The organism is Exiguobacterium sp. MMG028 (assembly GCF_027947425.1).
In the GTDB taxonomy this organism is placed as follows: domain Bacteria; phylum Bacillota; class Bacilli; order Exiguobacteriales; family Exiguobacteriaceae; genus Exiguobacterium; species Exiguobacterium aestuarii_A.
Genome location: NZ_JAQJIN010000001.1, coordinates 1,309,589 through 1,327,094 on the forward strand (window position 1 = coordinate 1,309,589; position 17,506 = coordinate 1,327,094).

The following is a 17,506-nucleotide window of genomic DNA, read 5'->3' on the forward strand; positions in this document are numbered from 1 at the left end:
CTCTATCATTATAGAAATGACCGGAGACAAGTTCAATTTTGAATCGGTTGATTGAGCAGATTCTTGTTCCCTCGCTCGGCGATGACGATATACCAAGACCCTTCTGGAATGAACGGGATAAAGCGAATTTGTTCAAATCCGACTTCTTGCATTTGACGGCGCAATCGTGGAATGGTCGGGAGCGGATATAAGTTATCGTGAAGTGTCATGAAGGCATTGAATGCAGAAGCGAACCGTCCGCCGAGTGCCGTCTCCGCAAGTGGCGTCACAAGGACTGCGACCCCGTTCTCTTCTAAACGATTCCGAAGCCGTTCAAGCAGTTTGATTCGCTCCTCTGGTGAGAAATAATAGAGCATATTGTTCATCATGACCGCATCGAATTGTTCTTCTGTTTCCCAGTTCATGAAATCGGCGACTTCAAAATGAATATCGCCCCGTTCATCAAGAGACCGCGCTTCTTCGATAACCTCTTCCTCTAAATCGATCCCCGTCAATTCCCAATTCGGTTCGAGCGCTTGTAATTTACGTAAATAACCACCATGCCCACAACCGATATCAAGCATCGACCCGACGTTCGCCTGACGTAACAGTTGCTGTACGATTGGGAATGCGACCGTCTCGACGAGCGTCGATGTTTTCGCGACGACTTGACCGTGTTCGGCCCCATCAAACGTCTTTTGTTTCCCAGACTCTAAAAATTCTGGGTAAGCGATCAACGCAGGGATGTGAAGTTCCATCATCTCTTGGAGCATGAATCCGATGCTCCGCTCATCGTTACCAGACAACTGGTATTTTAATCCACGTGTCGGATAGTAGCGCCATCCCCTCTTCTTCAAATGACGCACTGCGACCCCAACTTCTAACCAACGCTCTAGCGCAAGTTGCGTCAACGGGCGTTTGAGTCGTAAATTCATCTCCGCCATACTTGCGCCACCTTGAAGTGCATCGAATAAACCAAACTTATATCCGATATAGCCGTGCCATAGTGGTAAAAATGATTCTGTTTGTTTCATCCATTTCCGTGCATGTAATACGCGTGTCCATTCCGTCATTTGTTGATCCATCGTTTCACCTCATCGTCATGATTACTGATTTTTTTATTTTCCCCTAATAATTTGTGTACAAACAAAAAATTCCCACTTCGGTGTGCGAAGTGGGAAAGTCTTATTGAATGAAGCTGTTGAAGAAAGATTGTCCGTATGGTAATGCGTAACCGATAAAGATTGTCACGAGTGCCAATACGATAAATCCGCCGAAAAAGGCGTTCGATGGTTTGTTCTTTTTCACTTTGACAAGTGTCATCTCACCGAAAATCAATGCCAGTAACCCGACTGTGATTTTCACGTGATAGAACGTGCCGCCTCCGTTCAATTGAAGGTAGAGATAAAGTCCTGTTCCGAATGCGATGAGTAACATGAGTCGAAACGCCATATGTGCGATCTTTCCACTCTTGTTGCCGTTCTTGTAACCAATATAGGCTACGGCAAATAAGATAAGTAACAAAATCCAGCTCGTGACGTGTGTGTGCAAGAATGCAATCAGTGGCATTCTAATGCCCCCCTTTATGTTGTTGTACAGTCTTCATTGTACACGAACCCTCTCCTGATTGGTCAAGCGAACGCTTTCCTAAAAAAAGAGCCATCCTTCGAGGATGACTCCATTCATTATACTGGTGTCGTCTCTGCCTCTTGGACAGCATATTCATAGCTAGGAATTTCAACGATGAAGGTCGATCCCTCGTGTTGAATCGATTCCACATGAATTTGACCGTTATGGCCACGGACGATTTCTTGACAGATCGGTAACCCAAGACCCGTTCCGCCGATTTCGCGGCTATCGGAGTTATCGACGCGATAGAACTTATCGAATAATCGATCGAGCGCGTCGCTCGGAATTCCAATCCCTTCGTCCTTCACTTTGATCGATACGATATGCTCATGATGGGCAAGCTCCACCGTAATCTTTCCACCACGTGGAGAATACTTCACGGCATTCGACAATAGATTACTCATCAGCTGCTTGAACTTCTGGCAGTCAACGAACAATTCGTAAGATCGTGCATCATCTGCGATCAATTCGAATTCGTGCTTCAAGGAAGACGCTTCATAGAACGTCAACATGTCACGTACGACTGGTTCGATATCGAGTTGTTCCCGATCATACATCTGACTGCCGGACTCCATACGCTGCACATCGAGGAAGTCGTTGACGAGGTGCGTCAGACGTTCCGTTTCCGCATGGATCGTCTCTAAATATTTTGCTTGTTTCTCATTTGGTAACTGCTTCTTCACCATCAATTCTGTGAATCCGTAAATAGACGAAAGTGGTGTCCGCAATTCATGAGAAATCGTAGAGATGAATTCACTCTTCAATCGTTCAGCCTCAGTCTCACTCGTAATATCTCGGAAGACGAGAAGCGTCCCTTTCGAAAGACCGCCAACGATAATCCGTTCCGCATACATCTGCAGGTTCATCTCACCTTTACGGATTGAGAAGCTGACGCTGTCATGCGGGAAGTCTTCGGTGAACAATCGATTCGTATATTTCGTAAAGTCTTCCGCTTGATCTACGGTTTCGACAAGACGGTTACGCCATTCTTCCCATGATTCTTCTTCAAGGTCCTGCGTGCTGACGTCACTCAGTTCAGGGAACATCTCATAGAGTGGTCGGTTGACGAATACATCATCCGTCGCATGTTCGATATAGACGACCGCCTCTCGAATCGAGTCGAGGATGCGTTCTGTCTTCCCTTTTTCACGCTTCATCTCTTCGAACAGACGCATCCGTAAGAGCGAGAGTGAAAGCTGGCGAGCGAACGACATGATGTCACCCATCTGCGTTTGTGTGAAACGGTCTTTATAACGAACCAAATAGATGAACGCGATGATCGAGTCATCTGTCGGGTCATGGACCGGCACCGCCGTCTCGAACATATAGTACGGATACGGGAGTGGGTGGTCACTTGCGACTTGTTTCGACGAATGCACCGTCGTCTTCAATGTCATTGCTCGTGTCAATACAGAATTCTCACTATCGAGCAACTGGCGTGACAATGTGTCATTCAAACCATGGCTCGTCACGCGGTACGTGTCCGAATCATCCACGAAGACGAGTGCACCGACTTCTGAATCTGTGATGGTAATGAGTTTTTCGATAATCTCCGGATAAGCCGTAAGCGAATCACGTGAGGCCAACGTCTCCGTCAACTCGTTCCGATAGGCGAGATGTTGTTCATTTTGTTGCGTCTGCTCTAGAATTTCTTCAAGTTCTTGTTGCTGTGCCTGTAGCTCTTCTTGTTGCGCAATCAACTCTTCTTGCTGTGCTTGAAGTTCATGGTTCTTTTCAATCAAATGACGTTCGTTGTCACGAAGTGTCTCGGCCATCTTATGGAACGAGCGAGACATCGTCCCAATTTCGTCTTCGCGCTTCATTTGATCACTCAAGTCAACGATTTCACCTTTCAACAAACGATTCGAAGCAATCGAGAGTTTTGAAATCAAGCGTGTTTGACGACGAAGAAACGGCTGAATAACCAATAGGATTAATCCAGCAAATGAGACGATACTCATAATCCATAAAAATTGAAGAATATCATTATTTAGGCGCGATTCTGCGTAAACCTTCTCTTTCTCAGACGTCATTAACTGACGATAGTTTTCAAGAGAAGACTCTACTTGATCAATCGGTCCGAGGATGTCAATTCCACGATCCGGATTGAACTGGACGAGGCCTTGGTCAATCAATCGCCGGGCTGTCGGTAACTCGGCAATGGTATTGGCATCAATAAACGTTTCTGTGACCTCACCATCTAGCTGTGCTTGCGCATACTCATACGTCACCGGAATGATGACGTCATAATAAAAATCATGAAATTGTTGTAATTCTTCCGCAAACAACTGACCTTGTGGTGTTTGAATTTCTGTTTTGAACCAATTGATTTCCTGCTGGAACTTTGCTTCATTCGCGCTTGCACGCTCAAGGGATTCTGTATCTCCAAACAAGAGGTAGCCACGTGTATCGTATTGATTAGTCTGCCAATCATCCCAAAGTTCTGTCAATCGGTCCATACGTTCATCGACCTGACGTAATCTAGATTCGTTGGCCTCCAATCGATTCTCGATATAGACATATGTCAGTACCGATCCGACCAATGCAAGGACAAGAAACGAATAGAGGACGACCATGATGTCACGACCGAGCTTTTTGTTAAACCACTGTTTCACTTCACAATGCCTCCTATGATTTTGACGAGTTCAAGTGGGCTAAACGGTTTTGAAATGAAATAGTCGACACCAATCTCATTCGCGCAATCACGGTCAGATTGTTGGCTTTTCGCTGTCAACATCATTACCTTCGTTTCTTGTCGCCCTGGTAACTTCCGTACTTTTTCAATGACCTCAAGCCCTGTCATACCCGGCATCATGTGGTCCACAATCACCAAATCATATTCATTCTCTTCAATCAATCGATAGGCCTCCACACCATCTTGCGCCTCATCGATATCATATCCTTCATCTTCTAATGTATCCATAACGAGCATGCGTAGTACTTCTTCGTCTTCCGCAAGTAAGATTTTAACCATAATCGTTCCTCCATTTTTTATCCCATTTTTTTATTTTAACGGATTTGTAATTATTACACAAAATAAAAAGACGTACGAAATCCATCTTCGTACGTCTTTTGCCTAATCACATTGCCATAAAACCTTTATTCCACTTATACCACTTCTTTTTCAGCGAACTGACTATTATATAAATCTTCGTAGAAACCACCCGCTTCAAGAAGTGATTCATGCGTCCCTTGTTCGATGACGCGACCTTGGTCCATGACTAAAATCAAATCCGCATCCTTGATGGTCGATAGACGGTGTGCGATGACGAAACTCGTTCGCCCTTTCATCAGCCGTTTCATCGCCTGTTGAATCAAAATCTCGGTACGCGTATCCACACTCGATGTCGCCTCGTCCAAAATCATAATCGGTGGATTAGCGAGAACCGCTCGCGCGATTGTCAGTAATTGTTTTTGACCTTGCGAGATGTTGTTCGCTTCTTCATTTAAGACGGTGTCATATCCGTCTGGCAACGTCCGGATGAACGAGTCCGCATGCGCCGTCTTCGCTGCGTTGACGATTTCAGACTCGGTCGCACCGGTTTTCCCGTAAGCGATGTTGTCGCGGATTGTCCCATTAAAGAGCCATGTATCCTGTAAGACCATCCCGAACGTATGACGCAAATCTTGTCTCGACATTTTACGCGAGTCTTTCCCATCAATCAAAATCTCCCCACCGTTCAATTCATAGAAACGCATGAGCAGATTGATCAATGTCGTTTTTCCGGCACCGGTCGGACCGACGATGGCTACCGTTTGTCCCGTCTTCACATCAAGGTTCATATCTTGAATGAGTAAATTCTCTCCATATCCGAAGTCGACGTGACGGAATGAGACATTCCCTTCCGCTCGCTCCAACCGATAAGTCGTTACATCTTTCACTTCTTCCTCTTCATCTAATAATTCGAATACTCGTTCCGCTGCAGCGACCGTCGATTGGACGATGTTTGCGATGTTCGCCGTTTGCGTAATCGGCTGGGTGAACTGTCGCGTATACGTGATAAACGCTTGAATGTCCCCGATCGAGATGCTTCGTTGTGTGACTAAAATCCCGCCGACGACACTGATCAACACGTAACTAATGTTCCCGATGAACATCGTCATCGGCATGATGATCCCAGAGATAAATTGCGCCTTGCGTCCGGCATCATAAAGTTCTTCATTCACCTCATCAAACTCACGGACAGCTGTCTCTTCACGACCGAACGCTTTGACGACCGCGTGCCCGGTATACATTTCTTCCACGTGACCGTTCAATCGTCCGAGATGACGCTGTTGATCGGAAAAGTATTGTTGTGACCGTTTTAGAATCGGACGAATCGCAAAAATCGTGAGTGGTAAAGACACGAGAGAGATGACCGTCAACAGTGGACTGATGGACAGCATCATAATCAAGATTCCGACAATCGTGACAATCGAGGTAATGAATGACGTCACACTTTGTTGAAGCGTGCTCCCAATCAAATCAATATCATTCGTCACTCGGCTTAACGTCTCTCCATTTGAACGACCATCGTAATATTTGAGTGGTAATCGTTCCAACTTTTTATTGACGTCTTCCCGCAAATCATAGACGGTCTTTTGGGCAACGCCTGACATTAAATACTGTTGCACGTAGTTGAATAGACTGCTGATGACGTAAAGTCCTGCGAGTAAAGACAAGATTTGTCCGATTCTCGTGAAATCGATCTCCGCACCGGGTACACCCGTGAATTTCGCGTAGGCTCCTTCAAATAGCTCCGTGATGGCAATTCCCATGATTTTTGGACCGGCAATCATAAAGACCGTACTTAGAATCGCTGCGAGGAAGACCGCAATCAGTGTGTTTCGCCGTGGTTTCAAATAGGCGAGCAGACGACGGAACGTGACGTTGAACTCCTTCGGTTTCTCACCCATCATCATCATGTTTCCACCGCCAGGACCTCCTGGACCACCGTGCCCGCCATGAGTTTGTCGCGCTGTCGTTTGTTTCTCACTCATGCGATTTCCTCCTCAGACAATTGCGACTTCACGATTTCTTGATAGACCGCATTCGTCGCAAACAATTCATCATGTGTACCGATACCGGCCACACTTCCTTCTTCTAGTACGATGATCCGATCGGCATCCATAATCGTACTCACCCGTTGCGCGACAATCAATACGGTCGCATCCTTTGTCTCTTCTTTTAACGCCTTGCGTAACGCGGCATCCGTCTTAAAATCGAGTGCCGAGAAACTGTCATCGAATACATATAAATCTGGTTTTCGAACGAGCGCCCGTGCGATGGAGAGACGTTGTTTTTGTCCCCCCGATACGTTCGACCCGCCTTGCTCAATCACAGATTCATATCGATTTGACATCTTCTCGATAAAGTCGCTCGCCTGTGCGATTGACGCGGCATGTTCGACTTCTTCGGTCGTCGCATCGGCTTTCCCGTATCGAATGTTCTCTGCAATTGTACCGGTGAATAGCAACGCCTTTTGCGGAACGAATCCGATTTTTGAACGGAGCTCCTCTTGCGATACGGCTTGAACATCGACTCCGTTCACGCGAATTTCTCCAGACGTCACATCATAAAACCGTGGAATCAGATTGACGAGTGTCGACTTACCAGACCCGGTTCCACCAATCACTGCCGTGACTTCTCCTGGGTTTGCTGAAAAACTGACATGTGATAATGCTGGCTCTTCGGCACCTGGGTAATAGAACGTGACATCATCAAACACGAGTGTCCCGTGCTCCACGTCAGCCGTCTTCGTGCCGTCATCGACGAGTGAAGGCGTCATCTCGAGCACTTCATTGATGCGGTTCGCTGATACGGACGCTCGCGGAATCATGATGAACATGACAGAAGCCATGACGAGCGCGAACATGATTTGCATGACATATTGAATGAACGCCATCAAATCCCCGATTTGCATCGCCCCGTTATCGATTCGGATGCCTCCGAACCAGATGACGCCGACGACCGTCAAGTTCATGACGAGCATCATGGCCGGCATGAGGAACGCCATGATTTGGTTGACTTTAATCGAGACGTCCGTCAATCGTTCATTCGCCTCTGTCAAACGAACTTGCTCTTCTTTTTCGCGATTAAAGGCCCGAATAACACGAATACCCGTCAAATTTTCTCGTAAGACGAGATTCAATCGGTCCAATCGTTTTTGTACTTTCTTGAAGAGCGGCATCGCTTTCCAGAAAATGAGGAAGATTGAGATGACGAGAACAGGCATGGCGGCAACGATGACAAGGGACAACGTTGCATCTTTCGACGTCGCCATAATCAAACCACCGACAAACATGATCGGTGCACTGACGACCATCCGAAGCATCATAATGATGACTTGTTGGACTTGTGTGATGTCGTTCGTCGTCCGTGTGATGAGTGAGGCCGTGCCGACACGATCAAACTCTTCAAGTGAGAAACGCTCGACATGGTTAAACACGCGTCTTCGTAAATCACGTCCAAATCCCATCGCCGCTTTCGACGAATAAAAACTTGCGACGACCGCTGCGAGCGCCCCAAGCCCGGTCACGCCGAGCATGATGCCGCCCATTTGCCAAATATAGCCCGTGTCTCCTGTCACGACCCCGTTATCGATGATATCCGCCATTAATGTTGGTAAGAATAAATCTGCTAACGACTGTGCGAATACAAATAACAAGACCATGAGGACGGCCCATTTATAAGTAATCAAACGTTTTAACAACTTAATCATGACGACACCCTCCTTCAAAATCGGTGAACCCTTCATTCAACCCATCTGCAATGTGTTGGTGGGCTTCAATCATATGGCGATACGTCTCCTCATCTAGACGAGACAGAATTTGATTCAACTGTTGTTCGGTCCCTTCCTCTTGCTGTTCAATCTCCTCAATCAATCGCTTGCCTGATTCATCGATCGTCAATACCACTTCGCGCCGATTATCCGGGTTGATGTCTCGACGAATGAGCCCTCTTTCCACAAGTCCATCCAATGATTGACTCAACGTACTCTTCGGCATCCTTGTACGCCGAACCAACTCTTTTTGAGTGATTGCCCCTTGTTCATTCAACATCATCAGTCCATGAAGCTGTGGCAAAGTAAGGTCGTTTTGTTGTGCCGTCTGATGCATTAAACGAATCAATACACGCTGAACGCGCCAAAACGATTGCATCATTTCCCGCGCTCTTGTTGCGCTCATCTCGGTCATATGTCTTCACTCCTTTTATCGTTCCGTTTCGGATTGTTCTATACGGAACAATTACTTATATAAAATAAATTACTCCTCCATAGCTCACTTGTCAACGATTTAGAATGTGAAGATGCACATAACAAAAAGAGCGATGTCATGTAGCTGACATCGCTCAACGTGTAATCTTTATGAGGTTGTCACCGTGACGATTTCTTGTAAATCAAGTGAGTAAATGAGCGTCTGTTCGACGCGAATCTCCCAAATCGTCTCAATGGCCTCTCGATACAGTTGCAACTGAATCGCGTATCGCTCACGGAGCCGCTCGTGTGCGTCTTCACGAGATTCGGACAAATGAACAACGGCATCTGATTTATAATCCAACAGGACATACGATGTTCCGTCGAAATACAAACAGTCGATAATCCCTTGAATCAAGACGTCCTCATCCGTAAACTGCCCATCCGGGTTGACTCGTTCAGCCGGAACGGTATAGGTGAACGGAAGTTCTCGCCACGCCGTGCCTCGCTCAAGTGCGCCAGCGAGCGCCTGTCCGACTTCAGTCTGGAAAAATGCTTCGACGTCAGGAATGGCCAGACGCGCCGTCTCAGCCTCGACCGGACTGAGCATTCCTTGCTGCTCCCATTTATCGATTTGGTCGACAATCGGTTGATTCGGGTCAGCCATTTGGAAAATCAAATGTAACGTGGTCCCCCGTTCGGCACCAGTCTGTTTCACTTGACGCCATTTCGGCTCCCGATAAGGTGTATCGATTGGACGAACCGGATCTTCGAAGGCGGCTTGCTCTAGTTGCATCGCCCGTTTTAATTCCGTCACCGTCTGTTTCGCCGCTGTGCGTACAGCATCCTGAGCTGGATAGCTATAAGTTAACGCTTTGTGGACGGCACGAATCGTCTCATCCTCATTTTGAATAGGAAAATCAATTGCTTCAAATCGTTGCACATGGTGGAGTTGTGCCATCATTTCTTGAAGTGTCGCAATCTCTGCAAGATCGTCTTCTCCAATCAAACGATACGTCCACGAAGTCGATTCATAAAATGAAGCGGGTACCGTGAAACCGAACGACTCGATAAATGTCGTGGCACTTGGCAAACGTAAGAGTGCTGGCGCAATCCAATCCAAGTACGTTTTCGCCTCTCGTCTCGCCTCACTTGCTAACAGTTCCCCAGATTGCCCGACCTGTAGCCATTGCTGGAGCTGCTTGGCTGAATCTCCAACCGTACCGACGAGAATGAGTTTCTCTTTTGCCCGTGTCAATGCGACATAGAGGACACGCATCTCTTCGGCTTTCATCGTTGCGTCCAAATCTCGTCGGATCATTTCTTTCACGAATGTTTCCGATTTCGTACGTGTCACGACATCAATCGCATCGAGTGAAATTCCATATTGCTTATGGAATATGACGCGCTGTTTCTGGTCGAGTGTATTGAACTGTTTTCCGAGCTGGGCGACAATCGTCACCGGGAACTCAAGACCTTTTGACTTATGCACAGTCATGATGCGAACAACGTTCTCCTCATCACCGAGAGAACGCGCCTCGGATAAATCTTCTCCTGTATTTTGTAAACGGTCCATGACACGTAAGAAGCGATACAGTCCACGATAGCCGCTTCGCTCGTAAGAGAGGGCGCGGTCATAGAGCGCTTTTAAGTTTTCCTGGCGTCCTTTCCCACCAGGCAATCCACCCGAGAAGTCATAAAACCCTGTGTCGTTAAACAGCTGTTGAATCAGTTCAGATAAGCTATGATTTCGTGCATACGTACGCCAGTGGGAAAGACGATCGAGAAAATCTCCACACTTCACACCAAGCTCGTCATCGTCATCCGCTTTTGCTTTCAAAGCTTCAAAGAAAGAATCTTCGGACTCGAGTCGGATTCGTGCCAATTCCCCATCATCGAATCGGAACATCGGGGAACGGAGCGCACCGGCGAGCGGGATGTCCTGTAGGGGATTATCAATCACTTTCAAGAGAGCAAGAATCATTCGAATCTCTGTCGCTTGAAAATAGCCGCCATCTGAATCCGTATAAGCCGGAATGTTGTACTGTGTCAAAATGTCCATCAACTGTTCAACCCGCCCTTTTTTCGAACGGACGAGAATCACGATGTCCCGGTACTCACAGTTTCTTAGTTGACCCGTCACTTCATCCGTCACTTTGAACGGTTCTTCCCCAGATACTAATTCTAGGATTCGGGTTGCGATGGCTCGTCCCTCGACTTCCTGTTTCGATAATTCGCGACTTGTCCCGTCGACGATCATAAATTCAGGATTCGCTGGAATCGGTTCATATTCACGACCCGGCACGAGTTGAGCGGCCTCATCATAAGCGATTTCTCCGACCTCTTCGTCCATGAGCTGGACGAACAAGTCATTGATGCCATGAAGTACCTCTGCCCGACTTCGGAAGTTTTGAGAGAGATCAATTCGTTTTCCCGTGTCCGCCTGTTTGAAGCGCGTCGCCTTATCGATGAAGAGACCCGGTTCCGCATGACGGAACCGATAAATCGACTGCTTGATGTCTCCAACCATGAACAGGTTCCCAATCTCTTCCCGTTCATTTGCGACCAGGTTGATAATCGTTTCTTGAATTTCGTTCGTATCTTGATATTCATCGACTAGTATCTCGACGAAACGTTCCTTGTATAGAGCGGCGACATCAGACGGTCCATCCTCCTGCCGTAAGATGGCGAGCGCATAATGTTCCAAGTCGCTAAAGTCGACGAAGGCTCGGTCACGTTTCGCTTGCTCATACGCTGTTCCGAACGCACGGACCGTTCGGACGAGCGTCTTGACGAGAGGTTGTTGCATCGAGACGCTCTCTAATAGATCCGCCCCACTGACACGTGCCCGTTCAGCAGCTGCCGTCAACTTCTTCTTCGCTTGATCGTACGCCGGTTTAAGCACCTCATGATAAATTTGATGCTCCTCTTTTTTAGGGACGGCTTTCATCGTCCCAAACTTCATCGCACGTGCAGCCGTTTCAAGTTCACTCCAGACAATTTCTTCCCCTTCTAACTGTTCAAACGGGAAAATCGCCTGACGAATGTTTTCCGACTGCGGTTCATAGCCTGCAACCCGAAGTTCCGCCTCGAGCTTCCGAAGATCACGCACCGCTTTCTCAATGTCCTGCCACAGCATGTGACCGAACTCGATGAGGATGGCTTCTTGATCCGGGTCATCGCCGAACGAATACATCGAAATGAGTTTGTCCAAATAGGCGTCAGGGTCTGGGAGTGTACGAGCATAGTGATAAAGACCAAGAATAAGGTCTTCGATTTCGCTATCGCCACGGTCTGACGTATAGGCATCGACGAGGGCGAAGAAATCCGTATCTTGCTTTCCGTACTCCTCTTCAAGCACCTCTTCTAACACATCATCTTGTAAGAGCACGAGGTCACGTTCTTCCGCAATCTTGAATGCCGGGTCTAAGTCTAACAAATAGTAATTCTCACGAATCACTTCTAAACAGAACGAGTGGATGGTTGTAATGAGAGCCCGGTTCAACATTTGTCGTTGTTTTCGGACGTACTCATTCGTCGGGTCGTCGCGCAACGCCTCTTCGAGCGCCTTTGCGATGCGTCGCTTCATTTCTGCAGCTGCCGCGTTTGTAAACGTGACGACGAGCATACGGTCTGCCGTCAACGCATCCGCTTCGTCCAGCAATCGGCTAGACAACCGTTCAACGAGAACTGCTGTCTTTCCTGAACCGGCCGCAGCCGAGACAAGTACGTGACTTCCCCTCGCTTCAATTGCGGCGAATTGATCATTCGTCCATTTCACGGTCATCCCCTCCTAACTCCTGAAATACATCTTCTTTCTCTAACTTTTTCAATTTGCGTGGTTCATTCGCGAGCGCCTCGTCAAAATGGCAGACACTCTGATACGGACACGTCTGACACGGGCGGCGCTCTTTATATTCGTAAGGTTCTACGTCAATTTTTCCTTCATACATCTCTTCGGCACTCGATTTGACGACGTCAAGCGCATGGTCCATCAATTGTTCGAGTTGAGGTGGTGTGACAATCTTCTTCAGTGTATTCGAATCAGGTGTGCCATCTTTTTTATATTTAACCGGGATGACAATCGATTTTTTCGAAGATCCTTTCGCAGAGCGGTCCATCATCTCCAAAATTTCCGGATCGTCGACCAACAACCCCTGCATCTGATACGACTCCAATACTTTCTGTCGCGTCTCTTCCTCAGATCCAGCAGGTGGGACGAGTGGGCGATGAACGTGGAAATACAGTGCCGCAGCCGGCGCCACGTTCTCTTTCGTCCATACCTCTGCCTGTTCAATCAGTACTTTCAAGTAGATGAGCATCTGCATGGCAAGACCATAGTAAATTTCCGCGAAGTCGACTTCACGCTTGCTCGACTTATAATCGACGATACGAACATACAGCTGATCGTGGACCATCGCCGTGTCGACACGGTCGATGCGGCCGATGAGCTCACACGTGGCCCCATTTGATAACGTGAATGAGACAGGTGGGAACTGCCCACTCCCGAACGCGAGTTCAAACGCTTTCGGGTCAAATCCGTCCCGTTTCGACTGTTCAATCAATACTTCTGCCGTCTTGCTGACAACGTCCGTCAATTTTTTCTTTAAATAGGCGTAACGATTTGAGCTCATCAGAATGGCGTGTTGGATTTCAGGCGTCACGAGTTCTACTGCCTGTTCCGCTAAGTTCACACATTCATCAGGTGCCACATCCCGCCATTCTTTTCCGTCCATCTTCACCGTTTGGGACATATGTTCAATCGTTCGGTGATACAAGTTTCCGATATCCGGTGCCTCAAGTCGATACAGTCGGCGCTCTTTCAGACGCAAGCCATAACTGGCAAAATGTTTGAACGGACATGCTTGGAACGTCTCAAGTCGCGAGACACTCGCCCGAATCGACGGTGTATAAAGAGATTTAGCCACATCGTCGTCTAGTGATTTCGGGATATTTTGATAGAACAGGGCGCTCGTCAACAACTGCAAACGTTCACGGCCGTCCGGATGTTTTAACAGTTCGTTATAGACGGCGAACCACATATCTTGAATCGGATAATGACGACTCAATCGTTGTAGTTCAAGAGCCGTGACCGCTGCGGTCTGGTTCACGTTCGTCAAAAAGGCGAATTGGTCACGTGGTCGGTGCTCTCCTGCTTCAGCAAAGTGTGTCTTGATGATGTTTTTATGGAGACGCGCCTTCAAATCAGCAATAAAACGTGCCGGTTGAACCGCCTTACCGGTCCTGTCGACGAGGGCGTAGCTAATATAGAGACGCTCACTCGGTGCCGTCACTGCTTTATATAAGTAATACGTTTCATCATCAAACAAGTGCTCGGTCGCTTTCCCGGCACGCAGTCCGTTCTCATGCATGAAGTCCAAGTCGTGATCGGTTAACAGTTTGGACTGTGTCGTGACGAGAGGGATTTGATCTTCATTTGCCCCGAGCAAGAACACCACTTTTTTATCAATCAATCGACCACGGACATAGTCCGTCACCGTCAACTGATCGAGTGAAGGTGGGATGAGCGCATAACGTAGACTATCTAGCCCAGTGTCCATCATCTGAAGAAACAGTTCCGTCGACAGCGTTTCTTCCGGAGCTGCCGCTTCCAACTGTTCGAGAAGATGTAAGACCGCGTCCCACACTTGGGTATGCTCACGCGCTTCGAGCAACTGCGCTTCTTCAATCGCCTCGTCACGCCAATGGGTCAGACAGTCTGATACACCAATCCGCTCCAAAAAGGCATACATGGCATGCGTATAGGCTTGCATCGTCTTCGCCTGTTTCAAATCCGCTAACAACGGATCGAACGTTTCGATGACGCGTTCCCGGTATCGATTCAACTCCGCTTCAACGTCTAGCTCTTCACTCGTCAGTCGCGCTTCTTCACCTGTACGACGACGCAATTGCCATGCATCGTGCCAGTGATAGTGTTTGATCCCGCGCTCAATGACGAATGCTTCGAGACGGTCAACTGACGTGCGTCGATGTGTCGGGTCGAGGACGACGAGTTCCGTCTTCAATGCCCGGAAGACCGCCTCCTCCCGATAGCTACGCAAGGCGATGTCGATGGTTGCTTTCAACAATTCGACGAGCGGATGGTCAAGCATCGGTTGCCGTTCATCTAGGAAGTAAGGGAGCCCCATCTTTTGTAACGCCTGCGATGCCAAATCGCCATACTCTTCGAGTGAACGCGAAATGAGCGCGATATCTCGGTAACGATATCCTTCTTCACGGGTGAGTCGGATGACTTCTCGAACGGCCGCTTCCACCTCGACAGTCCGGTCGACAGCAGCATGTAAATCGACGTGGTTCTCTGCCCCTGTATACGGCTCTGCCGTCATCTGGTCAAATGTCGCCTCTAAATAGCGAAGGCTTGGATGCGTATAGCGATAGATGGTGTCATACGGTTTGTCGACCGATTGAAGTTGTCGTTCCGACAAGAGTTCCTTGAAGCGCATGAGCGTCCGTTGCGTCGGTCCAAACAATGGGTCAGGACGATACATCGATGAAGGGTCAAGCGTCAGCAACACATCGACGTCGACTTTTTCCGCAAGACCGACGAGGACGGCTAATTCCTGCTCCGAGAACTCATTAAATCCGTCCACGTAAACACGGACTCCCGTCAAATCCGTCTCGGGCAACAGTTGCAACAGGACGTTGAAGTAATCTTCCGCATGCAGCGACTTCCCTTCTGTCACCTTCAAGAATCCTTCATAGATGATGGAGAGGTCCTGTAACTTCAAGGCACGGTGTTGCGCTTGTTCACTCAACCGCAACAGATGTTCAGGTTCGACAAGCCCTCGCTTCAACATCGAAATCAGTTGGTTCAACTCTTCATAAAATCCGAACTGGTTCATCGTTCGACGGAACAAGGTCAAGCGTTCCTCGCTCATCTCGACGACTCTCCGCAACAACAGATGTGTCCCCGTCTGATCTAAAAATTGGTCGGTCGCCACTCCCGCATCCCGCATCATCAAAAATGCAAGACGGCGCATCGACAGCACTTGGATTCTTGTCGAGCCGCGTAGGCCGTCCACTGTCGCCATCTTTTTCTCCATTTCAAACGACATTTGGTCCGGCACGATCATATAAATCGTTGGTCCGCTCGGGTTTTGTTTCAGTTCTTGAATAACCTGTTCGATCATCCGTTCACTTTTCCCCGTTCCCGATCGACCGACGTGAAAGGTTACTGTCATTTTAGCGAACACTCCTTCCCTTTTTTCTTTCATTATGAACCATCCGCTCTTATTTGTAGAGGGAAACCTCCTCTTTACCCTAGTCAAAAAAGTCACAGCTTGCATCATTCCCATTTTTGCCCGAAATCGATTAGACTGAACGTATGAGGGGGAATGAATGTGAGTGCCTATGAACAATTTGGAGGCGAAAGCGGCGTTCAACAACTCGTTGACGCGTTTTATGACCTCGTCTATGCCGATCCAATTCTACTTCCGCTGTTTCCGGAAGACAAAGAACGGGTGAAGCAACACCAATTCGAATTTTTAACCCAATTGCTCGGTGGTCCGAAGTTGTATTCGGAACGTCGCGGTGGTGGGAATTTAGCGATGATTCATCATGAACATCCGATTTCTGAGACCCATGCCGGGCATTGGCTCGGATGCATGGAGCAAGCGCTCAAGACAGTCGATGCGCCAGAATCGATCAAACGTCAGCTCTTCCAGCGACTGATCATGTCCTCTTCGAATGTCGTCCGCGTTTGCTCGCATCATTTTGAGTAGTCACAACTATAAAAAGTGGGTATGATAGGAAAGTAAGTAAAGGAGGTCGTTTCACATGACAGAAGAAGAAAAAAAAGAAGTCGTCTCATCTGAAGAAGAGGAGACAGAAGAAAAAGAAGAAACGGTAGTCCTCGCCGACGCGCTTGATGAAGCTAACGAAGCTGCTGAAGCAGAAGAAGATGAGGACGATGATGAGGATCAACCGGAAGAGAAGAACATGGATCACATCAAAGGCGTCTTCAACTACGATCATGAAAATGGTCGTGAGTACCGTGTCGTCTTTTACAACGATCGCAAAAACTTAGTGTTCCGTGAACTTGGAAACGGCAAAGTCGAATTTGTCGGACGCTTCACGGACGATGCATACGACGAAGAAAATGAGGCAGAAATGCGTGAACTCGGGCAACGTGAACTCGAGCGCATCCTCGCTGAACGCTTCAAATAAAAAAATCGCCGAAAAATTCGGCGATTTTTTTATTAGTTCTTCTTATTTCGTTTCTTTTTACGGAGTGCATATGCAACACCAGCAATCCCACCGACAACGGCAAGTCCGGCGACAACCGGAACGAGCACACGTTTTGTCGGAATCATCTCTTTCACACGCTCATACGGTGTTGGTGTCGAGAATTCTAACTGTACGGCTGTATCGCCATGTCCATGCGCCCGTGCCTTACGTGACGCATCCGTGACGACGACACGTCCCGTCGTCCAACGACGATTGCCGTATTCGTCTACATATGGACGACGTACACGTTTCACGTCGCGTACCATCTTTCCACGCGCACGGTCTGGTCGAACGACACGCTCACTCGACCAAGAACGGCTCCCAGTCACACTGTATGCGGGTCGTACTTTACGGCGATTAAGCCAAGTATATGAATCGTTCATCTTCAATTCCCTCCCATACTGTTCAAAACCTCTCTTCTAATTATACCCATACAACATCACCCAAAACATGTGACAAATGGTTCAAAAAAAGAT

12 protein-coding genes are annotated in these 17,506 nt (G+C 47.9%); 2 read left to right on the forward strand and 10 right to left on the reverse strand.

All coding sequences use genetic code 11. The features are described 5' to 3' along the window. Nucleotides 1–32 precede the first annotated feature (32 nt). The 9 genes from PJK55_RS06855 to addB all read right to left on the reverse strand — a co-directional run bounded on the left by PJK55_RS06855 (nucleotide 33) and on the right by addB (nucleotide 15,985). Nucleotides 33–1,064, reverse strand: a complete 1,032-nt coding sequence (locus PJK55_RS06855; protein ID WP_214789663.1) for a class I SAM-dependent methyltransferase — start codon at nucleotides 1,062–1,064, stop codon at nucleotides 33–35. Between the two features lie 100 nt (nucleotides 1,065–1,164). After that, nucleotides 1,165–1,548 carry a YisL family protein gene (locus PJK55_RS06860; RefSeq protein ID WP_214789665.1) on the reverse strand — a complete coding sequence of 128 codons (384 nt, stop codon included), beginning with the start codon at nucleotides 1,546–1,548 and terminating at the stop codon, nucleotides 1,165–1,167. Nucleotides 1,549–1,664: 116 nt separating this feature from the next. After that, entirely contained in the window at nucleotides 1,665–4,223 is a 2,559-nt protein-coding gene (locus tag PJK55_RS06865; RefSeq protein WP_271305214.1) for a sensor histidine kinase, read from the reverse strand. Continuing rightward, nucleotides 4,220–4,582, reverse strand: coding sequence for a response regulator (locus PJK55_RS06870; RefSeq protein ID WP_214739390.1), 363 nt, complete (start codon nucleotides 4,580–4,582; stop codon nucleotides 4,220–4,222). The genes PJK55_RS06865 and PJK55_RS06870 overlap by 4 nt, the downstream gene beginning before the upstream one ends. Nucleotides 4,583–4,716: 134 nt before the next feature. After that, on the reverse strand, nucleotides 4,717–6,588 hold the full coding sequence (locus PJK55_RS06875) for an ABC transporter ATP-binding protein (protein WP_271305215.1): 1,872 nt from the start codon (nucleotides 6,586–6,588) through the stop codon (nucleotides 4,717–4,719). Next, a complete protein-coding gene (locus PJK55_RS06880) occupies nucleotides 6,585–8,309 on the reverse strand; it encodes an ABC transporter ATP-binding protein (protein ID WP_271305216.1) in 1,725 nt (574 codons plus the stop codon). The genes PJK55_RS06875 and PJK55_RS06880 overlap by 4 nt, the downstream gene beginning before the upstream one ends. Next, nucleotides 8,302–8,784: a MarR family winged helix-turn-helix transcriptional regulator gene (locus tag PJK55_RS06885; protein ID WP_271305217.1), complete on the reverse strand. Its 483-nt coding sequence runs from the start codon at nucleotides 8,782–8,784 to the stop codon at nucleotides 8,302–8,304. Before PJK55_RS06885 ends, PJK55_RS06880 begins: the two co-directional genes overlap by 8 nt. Before the next feature lie 168 nt (nucleotides 8,785–8,952). Next, nucleotides 8,953–12,570 carry a helicase-exonuclease AddAB subunit AddA gene (gene addA, locus PJK55_RS06890; protein ID WP_271305218.1) on the reverse strand — a complete coding sequence of 1,206 codons (3,618 nt, stop codon included), beginning with the start codon at nucleotides 12,568–12,570 and terminating at the stop codon, nucleotides 8,953–8,955. Next, the gene (addB, locus tag PJK55_RS06895; RefSeq protein ID WP_271305219.1) at nucleotides 12,548–15,985 is read right to left on the reverse strand and encodes a helicase-exonuclease AddAB subunit AddB; all 3,438 of its coding nucleotides are present in this window, start codon (nucleotides 15,983–15,985) and stop codon (nucleotides 12,548–12,550) included. The genes addA and addB overlap by 23 nt, the downstream gene beginning before the upstream one ends. A 153-nt stretch (nucleotides 15,986–16,138) precedes the next feature. Here addB and PJK55_RS06900 point away from each other — a divergent pair, with 153 nt between their 5' ends. Together PJK55_RS06900 and PJK55_RS06905 are read left to right on the forward strand one after the other, a co-directional pair. After that, nucleotides 16,139–16,525, forward strand: a complete 387-nt coding sequence (locus tag PJK55_RS06900; protein ID WP_251125659.1) for a truncated hemoglobin — start codon at nucleotides 16,139–16,141, stop codon at nucleotides 16,523–16,525. Nucleotides 16,526–16,580: 55 nt separating this feature from the next. Then, on the forward strand, nucleotides 16,581–16,970 hold the full coding sequence (locus PJK55_RS06905; RefSeq protein WP_214761089.1) for a hypothetical protein: 390 nt from the start codon (nucleotides 16,581–16,583) through the stop codon (nucleotides 16,968–16,970). A 32-nt stretch (nucleotides 16,971–17,002) separates the two neighbouring features. Here the strand turns inward: PJK55_RS06905 and PJK55_RS06910 are convergent, their stop codons facing one another. Beyond that, nucleotides 17,003–17,413, reverse strand: a complete 411-nt coding sequence (locus PJK55_RS06910) for a hypothetical protein (protein ID WP_015880958.1) — start codon at nucleotides 17,411–17,413, stop codon at nucleotides 17,003–17,005. Nucleotides 17,414–17,506: the final 93 nt, after the last annotated feature.

Excerpts from the sequence above, each read along its gene's own strand:
- PJK55_RS06885 (WP_271305217.1), bottom strand. The coding sequence starts at position 8,784 with ATGACCGAGATGAGCGCAACAAGAGCGCGGGAAATGATGCAATCGTTT.
- PJK55_RS06905 (WP_214761089.1), top strand. The coding sequence starts at position 16,581 with ATGACAGAAGAAGAAAAAAAAGAAGTCGTCTCATCTGAAGAAGAGGAG.
- PJK55_RS06860 (WP_214789665.1), bottom strand. The coding sequence starts at position 1,548 with ATGCCACTGATTGCATTCTTGCACACACACGTCACGAGCTGGATTTTG.
- PJK55_RS06875 (WP_271305215.1), bottom strand. The coding sequence starts at position 6,588 with ATGAGTGAGAAACAAACGACAGCGCGACAAACTCATGGCGGGCACGGT.
- PJK55_RS06870 (WP_214739390.1), bottom strand. The coding sequence starts at position 4,582 with ATGGTTAAAATCTTACTTGCGGAAGACGAAGAAGTACTACGCATGCTC.
- PJK55_RS06880 (WP_271305216.1), bottom strand. The coding sequence starts at position 8,309 with ATGATTAAGTTGTTAAAACGTTTGATTACTTATAAATGGGCCGTCCTC.
- PJK55_RS06910 (WP_015880958.1), bottom strand. The coding sequence starts at position 17,413 with ATGAACGATTCATATACTTGGCTTAATCGCCGTAAAGTACGACCCGCA.
- PJK55_RS06855 (WP_214789663.1), bottom strand. The coding sequence starts at position 1,064 with ATGGATCAACAAATGACGGAATGGACACGCGTATTACATGCACGGAAA.
- PJK55_RS06900 (WP_251125659.1), top strand. The coding sequence starts at position 16,139 with ATGAATGTGAGTGCCTATGAACAATTTGGAGGCGAAAGCGGCGTTCAA.
- addA (WP_271305218.1), bottom strand. The coding sequence starts at position 12,570 with ATGACCGTGAAATGGACGAATGATCAATTCGCCGCAATTGAAGCGAGG.
- addB (WP_271305219.1), bottom strand. The coding sequence starts at position 15,985 with ATGACAGTAACCTTTCACGTCGGTCGATCGGGAACGGGGAAAAGTGAA.